The sequence below is a fragment of the Pseudofrankia coriaricola genome (assembly GCF_032027725.1).
Taxonomy (GTDB): domain Bacteria; phylum Actinomycetota; class Actinomycetes; order Frankiales; family Frankiaceae; genus Pseudofrankia.
On sequence record NZ_JASNFO010000031.1, the window covers coordinates 112,626 to 125,146 of the forward strand.

Below are 12,521 nucleotides of genomic sequence, written 5' to 3' on the forward strand. Positions count from 1 at the left end.
AGGTGGTACTTCCTCAGAAGTACCGGGCGACCGGGTGGGGCCGCCGACGCCAGGAGCCTGGGCATCCCGGCCAGGAGCCCCATCGGCCCCGAGACTGCTCGCCCCGTCCATCACCACACCCTCCTGGCGCATATGTGGATGGTCGTCAGCGTACCGAACGAGCATCCCGCTCCCTCAGGCCGGCCCGACAGGCTGGCTGGCGAGACGCTCCGCGTCTCGCCAGCCAGCCTAGGCGTGAGCGACGAAGTTGAACCGGCGGCCGGACTCGAACATCCGCCGGAACTGGGAACGGGTGTACGGACCGGTACCGGTCATGTCGTAGATGCGCAGGCCGACGTCGCCGTCGAGAAGGTCGTACATCTGGTCAGGCGTCGTGCCGTACTCGCGGGCGGCCGACCCGAACTCGAACACGACATGCGGCCGAGACCGGGTCAGCAGCTTCAGCCCGCCCTTCAGGACCCCGTACTCACCGCCCTCGACGTCGATCTTGAGGAGCGTGAGCAGATAGTCGGCGGGCACGGTCTCGTCGAGGGTCTCGACGTCCACCTGGATGTGCTCGACGTCTTCCGTCCCCTCCGGCAGCCGCTCACGCAGCCCGCTGTAGGCCGGACGGCTACGCACGTACGCGAACGAGCTGGTGCCCGCCTCGTCGGACAGCGCCGCGCGGCGCACGACGACGGACGGGAAGTCGGCACGCAGGCCCTCGTAGAAGTCCGGAATCGGCTCGTACGCGATGTGCCGACCGCGCGGTGCGTTGTGCACCATCGCCCGGAGGACATCGCCGCGGTGCGCGCCGACGTCGATGCAGTTGTCGTCCGCGTTCAGCACGAAGGAAAGCAGCAACGCGAGGCGCCTGTCGTCCTCCGCGTTTCGGCGGGCGGTGGGCAGGACGTTCCGGCGCACCACCTTGAGCGCTGGGCCAAGGCCGAGGTCGTTTAGCACCCGTCTAGCGCTGCCCAGGTGTCGGCTGATCTGCTCCCCCATGATTCGGGCCCTCCAGGTCCGACCGATGTGACCAGACATCGAACGCCCGCGGGGCCGCGATGGTACCGATCTCAGTTTTCTGCCGACTTGATGATTCAAGCGCTGTCGACGCAATCGGCGCGCCCGCGACCGGGCCGGCACACACGGAGAGGAGGCTATCGCCCAGGGAGACAGCCTGGCATAGCGGGTCGTTTCGACGGGGCCCCACGGCGCTCATCCGCACGGTGCGTGAGCGTCGGCGGCCCGGCCAGGGCTCGGCTCCGCCACACGCCCAGGTCACGGCGTCGACGGAACCAGTCAGCCCGCGCCGAAGAGCTGCTGGTAGCGCTTCGCGGACTTCGGGTTCAGCACCGGGTTGAGCAGCGACGAGTGGACGTTGTCGCGCTCATGGTTGTTCCAGTAGGACTCATAGGCAAGAACATCCGCATTTGCACGAAATGTCTCATACATCTTCTCGATGAAGAAGGGGTTGTCACCGCCGCCGTCGCTGGCGCTCACGACCCCCCACTCGGGCACGGAGAACTTCTTGCCGTGCGCGCGGGCCTCCTTGATGATGTTGCACAGGCCCGACGGGTTGTCACACAGGTCGTCCCAGATCTTCTCCGTGGGCGCTGGCGGGGCCATGTCGTAGTAGTCGACCCCGATGATGTCGACGTAGTCGTCGCCGGGGTAGGCGGCCCAGACGTCGGTCCCGTCGGGCAACGTGTCGCGGTGCATGCTCATGGTCCAGTCGATCTGGACCTGGGGGGCGGTCGAGCGCAACGCGGTCACCTCACGCCGGTAGCAGTCATTCCAGACCTCGACGTTGCGCGGGTACCAGTTGAACCAGTCGCCGTTGAACTCCCAGCCGAGCCGCACGATCGCGTCGCCGCGGCCGTACTGCTGCAGGTTCGTGCCGAGCTGCGCGAAGTACTGGTCGTACGCACCGGCGGCACAGTCGTTCTCGTTGGCGCCGTCGACCGGCTCGCCGCTGTCGTCGACCGGCCAAAGCGGGACGGCGACCGAGATCTGGCCCGGCCACTTGTCCCTGGTGTACGCGTCCAGCGGCCAGTGGGGTGAGACCAGGTTGCCCCAGCTGTCGCGCGTGACGAACATCAGCGCCAGGTCGACGGGCCGCCCGGTCCACTTCGCCCACTGCTCGATGTCCGCCGGGTAGTTGGCGTTCGCGCCGGACACCCAGCGCACGCCCGTGCCGCCGAGCGCCGCGATGGCGGGGCTGGGCTCATCCGCCTTGTCCTTGTCCGACCCGCCCGAACACGCGGCGAGCCCCACCACGGCGACCAGCATGGCCGTCAGCGCGGCCCCCGCCCTGAGGGCGCGACCGCGCGTCCGACGGCGCCCGGCCGCCCGAGCGCGTGCCCTCCCGGCAGTCGCGACCGCCGCGGACTGCCCGCCCGACGCCTGACCTGTGCCATGGCGCTCGCCCACGTGTTACCCCTTCACGACGACGGTGCCGCTCGACGTCCGTCCCATGGGCGCGGCGCGCGGCTACCAGACTGGCGAGCCGGGCATCACGAGAACGCCGCGTCGCCGGCAACCCTTACCTTACGTAAGACTTGTTGACCTGGGTACCTATCTATCACCCGGACCTGACGATGCCTGCCCACCACTTGGTTCCCACAGGAGCGCATGCGTTGTGGGCGGCGCCCCCGCCGCCGGGCCACCGGCCAAGGCGGCATAGAGTGAACTGCTTGATGGCGTCGATGCTCGTATTTGTGATGTCTGTCCTGGCAGTAGCCTGGACGCCATCGTATGAGTGGAAACGCCCACTCAGTGCACTGTGGGTCGCCCGACAGCCATGGATGCGGCCGCAACGTAGACGCCGCGGCAGCGGCCAGCACCGAACCGGCCGCGCGGCGGCCGCTAGCGATGGAGTGGTAGTGGCAGACCGCGCAGGGTCGACAGGAGACGGCCGGACATGGTGACGACGCTGACCACCCGGATCCCGCGGACCTGGGTGATCCCGACTCCGGACGCGGCGCAGCGCGAAGCTGAGGCGGACCGGTCGACTCTGCGGGTCCTGACCATCCTGATGTTCTGCGAGCTGTTCCTGCAGCGGATCGCGATCCCTGTCGGGGGAACCGGCGTCTCCGTGGTGCTACCGATACTCCTGGTCAGCGCGATGCTGATGGTGGCCCGGGGCGGCCTGCGCATCCATCTGGTGCGCACCAGGGCTTACCTGATCGCTATGGCGGCCTGCTGCACCGTCGCGTTCCTTGCGTTCACGCGTGGCGAGGACAACGTCTCGCTGAACTCGCTGCTGCTGCTGATAGCGATCTACCTGCCGTTCTGCCTCGGACTGTCCCGTGCGCACAGCAAGGTGCTCCTGCCCCGGCTGCTCGACCGGTTCGTCGTCATGACCTCCGTGTTCGCCGGCCTCGCCCTGCTGCAGTTCGCGCTCCAGCTGGTCGGCTGGAAGTACTCGGACATCCTCGCCAACATCGTGCCGTCGCAGCTCCTGATGCACGACTTCAACACCTCGTATCCCGTGCAGTACGGCTCCTCGCTCTACAAGTCGAACGCCTTCCTCGCGCTGGAGCCGTCGTACACCTCGCAGTTCCTGGCCATGGGCCTCGTCGTCGGGGTGCTGCGCCGCACGCGCTGGTGGCGGTACCCGCTGTACCTGCTGGCCATCCTCACCACCGTGTCCGGTACCGGCGTCCTGCTCCTCGGGGTCGCCGGCGTGCTGCTCGCGGTCCACAAGGGCGTCAGGTTCACCGTCACCGCGCTGGCCATAGTGGCGGTGATCGTCGTGGTGCTGTCCTTCACCCCGGCTGCCGACATCTTCGCCTCCCGGGCTACAGAGACCTCCTCCAGCCAGTCCAGCGGCAGCCTGAGGTTCGTGCAGCCGTACACCCGGATGTACGACGATCTCTCCCAGCATCCGGGCACGGCCCTGGTAGGCCACGGGCCTGGCTGGTCCGACCGTGACTCAGCCGCCTTCCTCGCCCGCACCGGACTGCCGCTGAACTACGCGCTCGTGCCCAAGCTGATCCTCGAGTACGGGCTGATCGGTGGCGTCGCCTTCCTCATCTTCCTTGTCACCGCGTTCGTCCGTGGCTCACCGTCGTTCGTACTGTCCGGTGCCCTCATATTCTTCTACTTCGTGCTGTCGAGCAGCCTGCTCAGCCCGGTCGTCGGCTACCTCGTCCTCCTACTGCTGAGCTGGTTCTGCGAGGACCTGCATCCGCTGGTCTCCCGAAAGCCCGCCTATCGGCGGGCCGTGATCCCCGCCCAGCGGAGCTACGCCGAGCAGCACTGACATCGCCGGTCAGACCCCGCCCCCGCGACGCGGTCCGTGAGCCCCTTCAGGCCAGCAGCCTGAAGGGGCTCACTCGTCTCGGACGCAGGTCGGCCAGCCGGGGTTCGGTGGATGAAGACAGCCAACAACGTCCCGGGCCGCCCGCACGGTCCAGCGGCTCCGCGGGTGCGTCCCGGGCCCCGCGGGGGGCCGCTCCAGGCTGCGTTCAGGCGGGCTGGAGCACAGCCGGTCGGCCGGCGGCCCGGAACAGCGGCCCCCATGGCTCGCACGCCCCCGATGGGGCCCGCTGGCCGTATGCCCGCGGCCGTCGTACCCGAGAACCACCAGCCGTCCTCGCTACAGGCGCCGTCACCACGCGACCACCCCCGGGACACGGAGACGAAAGAAAAAGCCCGGCTCCAGAGGACGTCTCGTCCCTGGAGCCGGGCTTGGACCCGCGTCTTGATTCCTAGTACTTGCTGCCGCCGCCAGGACGGGCGTAGCGGTCCGTGGCCTCAGGGTCGCCGCCGCCGTCGAGATCCCGGTCCATGGCGCCGCCGACAGTCAGGCGGCCGCCGCCACCTCGGGCCTCCGTCGCTATCGACGAGGGCCGAAAGCCGCCCCGCTCGGCGTGGATGACGCCGACGATCCGCTCGGCGAGCGCCGGCCAGTCCCGCGGGACCGACGCGAGCTCGTCGGTACGGGTGACCGGCGAGGTGATGACGACGACGGCGTCGGCCTGCAGCGCCGACGCGGCGGTCATCGGCAGGTCGGTCAGCGGCGGCGTCAGCAGCAGCACCAGGTCCACGACCGGGGCGCGGTCGGCGAGGATGGGCGCGAGCCCGCCCGGCCGGGACGCCCGCGACGGCGAGACGCGGTTGTAGAGGACGTGGCCCCGGCCGCTGCCGGAGGAACGGGCGAGGCAGGTCGGCTCGTGCGCCCACCGGGGCAGTTCCCCGGAGGTCGCCCGCGGCAGCCGCTCCAGCATGGAGCGGACCTCGGAGCTGGGCGAGGCGTCGAGGACGAGCACGACCCCCTGGTCATCGGACCAGCTGGCCGCGACGCCGGCGACCGTCTCGGCGGTCAGGTCGCCGGGGGTCGCCGGGGTGAGGGCCACGACCTTGACCGTGGGCGAGAGCACCGCCGCCATCGCGGAGACGATCGTGTCGATGCTCGGCGTGACCCCGCCGGAACCGCCGACGATCAGCGGCGCGCCGAGGGAGTCTGCCGCCGCCCGGCCGTCCAGCACGGTGGGCCGGCGCAGGTAGCGGATCCAGATGACGGCGATGGAGACGAAGAGGCCAATCAGTCCGGCGATCAGGACGCTGGTGAACGGCTTGGGCGCGATCTGGCCCGCGTCCTGCGGGTCCTCGGCAAGCTGGACGGATGTCGCGGCGACAGCCTGCGCCACGCTGGCGTCCGCGAGCTTCTGGTTCAGCGCCGAGATCGTCTTCTGGAGAACCTCAGCGTTCGGCGTTGGGGGCATCCCAGGGCGGGTGATCCTGGTGTACTCCGCCTGGGCGTCATCGCGCGCCTTCTGGATCGCGGTCACGGCGGCCTTGTCGCCGCCACCGTAGCTCGACAGCAGGGACTTGTAGACGTCCCTGGTGGTGCTGACCAGCTTGGTGGCCCGGACCTGACTGTCGGCCAGGGCGGTGATCGTGAAGTAGTAGCCGGAGTCGGCGGGGACCGCGGAGACGTGCGCGGCGACGTAGTCGGGGCTCTGGTTCAGCCTTGTCCCGACCTCGATGTCCGCCTGCGTCGACGTGGCCAGCTCCGCCTGCGTCTGCACCACCCGACTGAGGTCGACGGTACCGCCCGACTCGGGCGCGTCGGTGGACAGGAAGATGCGACCGCTCGCCTTATAGGTCGGCGTGACCGCCATGCTGACGATGAGGCCCAGCGCCCCCGCGACGACCACGGCGATCACGATGTGGAACCAGCGGCGCCCGAGGACCCGCAGCAGTGACAACGCCGGCGCGTTGCCGCCGTCACCCGTCTGAGAACCAGCTGAGCTCACCGCTCCGCCTCACTTCCAACTTGACGCGGTCGAGTTCCGCGATCCCGAGGGAGCCACCGAGAGGCTCCGCATTGGCGCGCTCTGGCACCTCACGACGGCAGATACCTCACGGCGGTGGGGTACCTCCACGACGACCAACACCTCACGACAGCAGTTCTCTTGACCTTGAGGCCCGGAATGTGAGCATAGCCCAGCCGGCCGAGGCACAAATCGCCAGGGCGGCAACACCCCGCCAATCCCCGGGAGTTCGCGCGTGGGCGCCGGCCTACTTCAACGTGGCGTGCATCCACTCCTCGACGGACCGCACCTCCGCCTCCCAGTCAGTGCCCGGAGCGAGCTGCCCCATCTCCATGTGGGTGGCCAGGTCCGGGTCCGGCGCGACCAGGACGCGCCGGCTGTGCTCGGGCCGCGCCAGCGCCACGGCGTTGAGCGTGCTGCGCACCCCGGTCAGCGCGACCCGGCGGGCAAGCCGCTTCACGGCCGGGTGCTCCTCCGGCTCGTCGAGCGGCTCACCGGCCAGTTCCGACAGTCCGAACGGCCGGTAGCCCTGGTAGGCGAGGCAGGTGGCATGGTCGAAGGCACCGCCGACGAAGGGCGCCGTCCTCAGCAGCCGCTCGTCCGCGACGATCGTGTGCACCCAGGCACCGAAGGTGCTCGTGGAGCTGACAGCCCGATACCAGCGCGCCCGGTCGATCGGAACGGCCTCGTCGTCGCCCTCGGCGCGGTCCAGGGCCGAGATCGTCGGACGACGGCGGGTCGCGCCGGGAGCGAACCGCAGCCGGCTGTAGATCGTGAAGTAGTCGGCCTCCGGCAGCTTGCCCGCGGCGGCCACGACGCCGGCCAGGGCATCGGCGGCGTAGAGGTAGTCGTCCTCGGCGAACCAGACGAGATCGTTCGCGTCCCAGCCGCGAATACGGGGAAGGCGAAGCACGAGCCGGTAGGACGAGCGGTTGCTGCCGCACCTGATCGGCAGCACCTCGCCCGCGCCCGACATCATCGCCAGCCGTTCCGGCGGGATCGGCCCGTCGTTCGCGAACACCACCTGGGTCGGAATATCGACGTTCTCCACCGCGCGCAACAACGAGGCCAACGCGAGAGTCTTGTTGTAAAAACTCGGCCGGTTCTTCGCGTTCTCCGAACCGACCGATCGACAGACGACGTACAGCCGCATGTGGCTCACTCCACGCTCAGGTGCTTCGATGCCGGCGCGCCGCGTCCCGGGGCAGGCCGCTGGTCCTGGTCCCGCTCGCCGCGCCGGTCCCGCCGGTCGCTGTGCTCCAGCCGGTCGTCCACCTCATCCGGCTGGTCCCCTCCGGTCCCGGTGGCCTTGGCCCCTCGGTCCCCCGGGGCATGTGTCTCGTCCCACTCGCGCTCGGAGTCCTTGGCTGCCCGGCGCAGCAGCCGGAACCAGGCCGGCACCATGACCCAGTTGGCCACGATGAAGCCGATCACCGCGCCGGTCCCGCCGCCGAGGAGTACCCCGATGAGCGGGTAGAGCAGCAGTTGGGGGGCCATTATGACGTTCAGGCGGAAGGTGTCCTTGGCTCGGCCGAGGGCGATGAGCATGCAGCTCACCCCGACCGTGGACGCGGCGCCCGCCTGCTGGATGATCGACAGGCCGAGCAGGTGGTGCGTGTTGGCCCAGGTGTCGCCGAGCAGATACTCGCCGAGCGGTTTCCCGCCGGACCTGATCTCGCCGAAGACGAGGAAGGCGAGGCCCCAGATGATGCCCATGGCCGCCACGGCCGCCGACAGCAGGTAGGCCGCGCGTACCCGGGCGGCGGCCGTCATGTCCTTGCGCTGGGAGAACTCGGGGATCGCCCAGCTGACGATGCCGATCGCGAAGATCGTCGTGGGGCCGAGCACGGTCTGCACACCGCGCATCGCGCCGACCAGCTCGATCGTGCCGATCGCGCCGATCACCAGCAGGGTCGCGTTCAGCGCGCCCTGCACGGTGACGAACTCGGCCGCCAGGTAGCCGTTGATGTCCCGGTGCTCGCGGACCCAGTCCAGAGCGCGGCCCGGCGCCGGCCAGAACCCGGCCTGCACCACACCGATCAGGGCGGCCACGGCCGCGGCCGCGCCCCAGGCCAGCAGCATCGGCGAGGCGAGCGCGATATGCCGGGTGAGCAGCACCGCGACGCCGGCGATCTGGACCACACCCCAGACGGCGTCGTTGGCCGCCGCGGCCGCCGGTCGGCCCTGCGCGAAGAACACCTGCCGCCACAGGTCCTGCACGAGCAGGCCCGGGAGCACGACCGCGAGGGTCAGCAGCGCCGAGCCGACCGCGCCGCCGATCAGGGTGCCGACCACCGCGCAGCCAAGGCCGACACCCACCCCGAGCACGAGCGCCGAACCGGTGGCCTTCGCGGCGGCGGCCGAGAACACCGACGCCGGGGCGCCGGCGTACCTGATGCTCAGTGGCTGACCGCCCGTGGACTTGGAGAAGCCGATCACGACGGCGAACACCGCGAACGCGACCGAGAAGGCGCCGAACTCCGCCCCGGTCACCTTCCCCGCCACGACGAACATCAGGATCGAGTTGGTGCCACTGGAGATGAGCTGGTCGAGCAGCGTCCACAGCGCCCGGCCGCGGGTGGAGCCCTTGGCCGGAGTGGCCGCCTCGCCGTCGCGCGCCCAGGTCGCGGGCGCCAGCCTGCGCGGCTCCTCGACGAGGTCCAGGTCACGCAGGCCGAGCTCGTCCGCGCCATCCGCCGGCGGGCGGCGGTGCCCGGCCGGGTCGCGGTAGAGATGCTGGGTGCCGTCAACGTCGGCGCCGGGCCGGCCTCGCCCGTAGAGCCGCGCCGTGGCGTCGGAACGGCCGGCCGCGTCCTGCTCCTCCAGCCGGCGGCGCAGCGCGGTGAGGTCGATCGTCTGGGTGAAGCTGTTCATGAAGCTGCTCTGGAAGGGCTGCGGCAGGCCGCGGTCCTCCCGTGAGCGGGCGGGGGGCTGTTCGCCCTCCCGCGATCTGCCGGTCCCGGGCCGGTGGTGAGGCTCCTGCCCGTCCCGCGGGCGTCCCGCGGGCGGTCCGGCCGGCGAGCCGGGCTCGCCCGGGTGCCCAGGCCCCCGCGCGGGCCTGGGCACGAACGACTCGGCGGGCGGCGGCGCGGTGCTGGGCACGGCGCGGCGCGGCGCGGCGCCGTGATCACCTCCGGGGCGCGGGACGCGGGTACGCTCCGCCCGCGCGTCGGGGCGGGAGATCACGTCGGTGCGCTCGGTGGCGGCCGGTCCGTCTGAGCGCGCTCGCCCGGTCCGCTCGGCGCGGTCCGGGCGCACGTCAGGGCGAGAGATCACCTCGGTGCGCTCGATCGCGGCTGGTCCGTCTGGGCGTGCTTGGCCGGTCCGCTCGGCGCGGTCCGGGCGCACGTCAGGGCGAGAGATCACCTCGGTGCGCTCGATCGCGGCTGGTCCGTCTGGGCGTGCTTGGCCGGTCCGCTCGGCGCGGTCCGGGCGGTCCGGGCGGTCCGGGCGACGAGGCGGCTCGGGCGGGTCCGCCTGGGCAGGCCTGCGCGGCTGGCCTGGTCGGGCCGGCCTGCCGGGCCGGCCGGCGCGCGGATCGTCGCCACGGCCGCGCGGATCGTCGCCGCGGGCGTCGTTCCCGCGGGCAGGCGGCGGCTCCACCGGGCCGGCGGGCCCTGGCGGGCGCTGCCCGGCGTGCCGCCCGGGCACCGCCGCTCCGGGCGGCTCCACCTCGGGCGTCCAGGGACGGTCCGCGGGAGCGTCCCGCCGGGAGCCGTCCGGCTGGGGGCGCCGGGGCCGCTCCCGGTCGTCCTCGATGTCCAGGTCGGTCACGGGAAGGCACCGCGCACGGCGACAACCGGCCGGGGCGCGGGTGCCTTCGCCGACGCCTGGCCACGGGGGCGGATGTCTTCCCCAGGCCAGCGCCGCGGGCCCCTGGCGGGCCGCTCCTCGAGGCCGGCGAACACGGCGGCCCGCCTCGTCGTCCTCATCCGCGGCCTACAGGACGACCGGGCGCGGCACGGGGACGATGAACTTGCCGCCGCGCGCCGCGTACTCGGCCTGCTGCGCCATGATCTCGTTCTTCACGTTCCAGGCGAGCAGGAGCAGGTAGTCGGGCTGCCGTTCCTGGAGCGCCTCGGGCGGCAGGATCGGCAGCCGGGCGCCCGGCATGTACTTGCTCTGCTTGTGCACGTTGCGGTCAACCACGAAGTCGATCAGCTCGGTGTTGATGCCGGTCGAGTTGAGCAGCGTGGCGCCCTTCGCGGCGGCGCCGTAGGCCGCGACCGTCTTGCCCTGTGCTTTCAGGTCCGTCAGCAGCGCGCGCAGCTGCGTCTGCAGCTCGTTGACCTCGGCGCCGAAGCTGCCGTAGCGCTCGAACGAGTCGAGCCCGGCGGCCCGCTCGGCGGCGAGGACCCGCCCCGCCGAGTCATCCGGGGTGACGGCGCCCGCGTGGGCCATCCGCCAGCGAAGCGTCCCGCCGTGCAGTTCGGGGAACTCGGTGACCCCGACGAGCTCGAGGCCGTGGCGGCGCATCAGCGCCTCGACCGCGATCGTCGAGAAGTAGCAGAAGTGCTCGTGGTAAACGGTGTCGAACTCGGTGTGCGCGAGCAACGCGCCCACACCCGGGTTCTCCACGCTGACGACGCCGTCATCCTTGAGCAGGATCGAGAATCCCTCGACGAAGCTGTTCAGGTCCGGCACATGCGCCATCACGTTGTTCGCGATGATCACGTCGGCGCGCAGGCCCTCGTCGACGAGGCGCTGGGCGAGCTCGGCGCCGAAGAACTCCTCACGCGTCGGCACGCCGATCTCCCGGGCCGCCGACGCCGGGCCCGGTGTCGGCTCGATGCCGAGCACCGGGATTCCACGCTCGACGAACGCCTTGAGCAGGTAGCCGTCGTTGCTCGCCACCTCGACCACCAGGCTGGTGGGGCCGAGGTTACGGCTCTCGATCAGGTCGATGACCTGCTTCTCGGCGTGCCGGACCAGCATGTCGGAGAACGACGAGAAGTACGGGTAGTCCTCGTCGAAGATCTGGTCGGCCGGCAGCACATGCGTGAGCTGGACAAGCGCGCAGCTCTCGCAGAAGCCGACCTCGAGCGGGAAGCTCGGGTCGACGGCGTCCAGCGCGTCCGCGCGGACCAGCCGATTGGCGATCGGCGTCGCGCCCAGCGACAGAAACGGCCTCGGCCGTTCGCCCCCGCACGACCGGCACGTCGTCACCTCGGTGGCCGCGGCCGCTTCCCCTGCCATGCGTTCCCCTGCCCTGTGAATCCGGCCCGGTGGTCGGGCCGGACATATGGTCTCGCCGCTCGTCGTCCTACGGCTCGGCGCCAGCCGAAGCTGGTGTGAGCCTCATGGTCCCCATGCCCGGCGGGAGGGGCGACGCACCTGCCAGATATCCGACCAGACAGATGTGACGATCCCGCTAACTGACGGGCACAGACAGCCGGCCGCGCAGGCCAGCCAGGCGTATGGCCTGGACCCTCTCGCGCCGTCATGGTATCGCCCGCCTCGCGCTGGCCTGGGAAGGCACATGCCTGGGCACGCGGTCGGATCGCCCGGGGCGAGCCGTGGCGGAGCACCTATGCCTGGCCGGCACCCACCCCCGGCCGGGAGGCCCCGTCGGTCAGCAAAGGCCAGGAGCGGTCCTTGTCCGAGATCACGGTTACGGGCAGCGGCCAGTCGATGCCGAGCACGGGATCGTCGTGTCGCAGCCCCCGGTCGTGCCCCGGTTGGAAGGGCACGTTCATCTGGTACGTGGCCTCGGTGTCGTCCGTCAAGGTCTGGTAGCCATGCGCGAGGCCCGCGTCGATGAAAAGCGCGCGCCGGTTGTCCGCCGTCAGCTCGACGGCGACATGACGCAGCCAGGTCGGCGAGCCGGGCCGAGTGTCGACGATCACATCGAGCAGCGCCCCCCTGGTCACCCGGACGAGCTTCGTCTCGCGCACCGGCTCGCCCGCCCAGTGCATGCCGCGGACCGTCCCGGCGCGCCGGTTGTAGGCGACGCTGCACTGGGCGACGTCGACCGCGAGCCCGGCGGCGGCGAACTCATCCCGGCAGAACGTCCGGGCGAACAGGCCACGTTCGTCGGTGAACGCCTCGACGTCGACGAGGAACACCCCGTCGATCTCGGTCGGCGTGATGATCACGAGAAACCCCCTGTGCTACTGGTTCGCTCCGTCCGGGCGGCGCGCTCCGGCCCGGAGTTGGATCCGGGGCAGGACAGAGACCCGGACGGGGTCGGGCGGGAAGGTTGTTGCTGGTTCGCTCCGTCCGGGCGCGGCGCTCCGGCGCCGTCCTCGCCTGGCGGCT

General features: G+C 71.0%; 8 protein-coding genes. 1 reads left to right on the forward strand and 7 read right to left on the reverse strand.

The features are described 5' to 3' along the window. Positions 1–228: 228 nt before the first annotated feature. Positions 229–984 carry an FkbM family methyltransferase gene (locus QOZ89_RS17305; RefSeq protein WP_071051483.1) on the reverse strand — a complete coding sequence of 252 codons (756 nt, stop codon included), beginning with the start codon at positions 982–984 and terminating at the stop codon, positions 229–231. A 297-nt stretch (positions 985–1,281) separates the two neighbouring features. Beyond that, complete coding sequence (locus tag QOZ89_RS17310; RefSeq protein WP_071051484.1) at positions 1,282–2,271, reverse strand: glycoside hydrolase family 26 protein; 990 nt, start codon at positions 2,269–2,271, stop codon at positions 1,282–1,284. Between the two features lie 631 nt (positions 2,272–2,902). On the opposite strand from QOZ89_RS17310, the gene QOZ89_RS17315 reads away from it, so the two are divergent. Further along, complete coding sequence (locus QOZ89_RS17315) at positions 2,903–4,246, forward strand: hypothetical protein (protein WP_071051485.1); 1,344 nt, start codon at positions 2,903–2,905, stop codon at positions 4,244–4,246. Between the two features lie 448 nt (positions 4,247–4,694). Here the strand turns inward: QOZ89_RS17315 and QOZ89_RS17320 are convergent, their stop codons facing one another. The 5 genes from QOZ89_RS17320 to QOZ89_RS17340 all read right to left on the reverse strand — a co-directional run bounded on the left by QOZ89_RS17320 (position 4,695) and on the right by QOZ89_RS17340 (position 12,358). Continuing rightward, a complete protein-coding gene (locus QOZ89_RS17320; protein ID WP_071051486.1) occupies positions 4,695–6,245 on the reverse strand; it encodes a Wzz/FepE/Etk N-terminal domain-containing protein in 1,551 nt (516 codons plus the stop codon). 265 nt (positions 6,246–6,510) lie between these two features. Beyond that, positions 6,511–7,416 carry a hypothetical protein gene (locus tag QOZ89_RS17325; RefSeq protein WP_312624217.1) on the reverse strand — a complete coding sequence of 302 codons (906 nt, stop codon included), beginning with the start codon at positions 7,414–7,416 and terminating at the stop codon, positions 6,511–6,513. A gap of 5 nt (positions 7,417–7,421) precedes the next feature. After that, on the reverse strand, positions 7,422–10,037 hold the full coding sequence (locus QOZ89_RS17330; RefSeq protein ID WP_312624218.1) for an MATE family efflux transporter: 2,616 nt from the start codon (positions 10,035–10,037) through the stop codon (positions 7,422–7,424). Positions 10,038–10,202: 165 nt separating this feature from the next. Further along, positions 10,203–11,459, reverse strand: coding sequence for a methyltransferase domain-containing protein (locus QOZ89_RS17335; protein WP_312624219.1), 1,257 nt, complete (start codon positions 11,457–11,459; stop codon positions 10,203–10,205). A gap of 332 nt (positions 11,460–11,791) precedes the next feature. Next, entirely contained in the window at positions 11,792–12,358 is a 567-nt protein-coding gene (locus QOZ89_RS17340) for a dTDP-4-dehydrorhamnose 3,5-epimerase family protein (RefSeq protein ID WP_312624220.1), read from the reverse strand. Between the last annotated feature and the right edge of the window lie 163 nt (positions 12,359–12,521).

Bases quoted from the DNA above. Each gene is read 5' to 3' on its own strand.
- QOZ89_RS17305 (WP_071051483.1), bottom strand. From the start codon at position 984: ATGGGGGAGCAGATCAGCCGACACCTGGGCAGCGCTAGACGGGTGCTA.
- QOZ89_RS17310 (WP_071051484.1), bottom strand. From the start codon at position 2,271: ATGCTGGTCGCCGTGGTGGGGCTCGCCGCGTGTTCGGGCGGGTCGGAC.
- QOZ89_RS17315 (WP_071051485.1), top strand. From the start codon at position 2,903: ATGGTGACGACGCTGACCACCCGGATCCCGCGGACCTGGGTGATCCCG.
- QOZ89_RS17325 (WP_312624217.1), bottom strand. From the start codon at position 7,416: ATGCGGCTGTACGTCGTCTGTCGATCGGTCGGTTCGGAGAACGCGAAG.
- QOZ89_RS17335 (WP_312624219.1), bottom strand. From the start codon at position 11,459: ATGGCAGGGGAAGCGGCCGCGGCCACCGAGGTGACGACGTGCCGGTCG.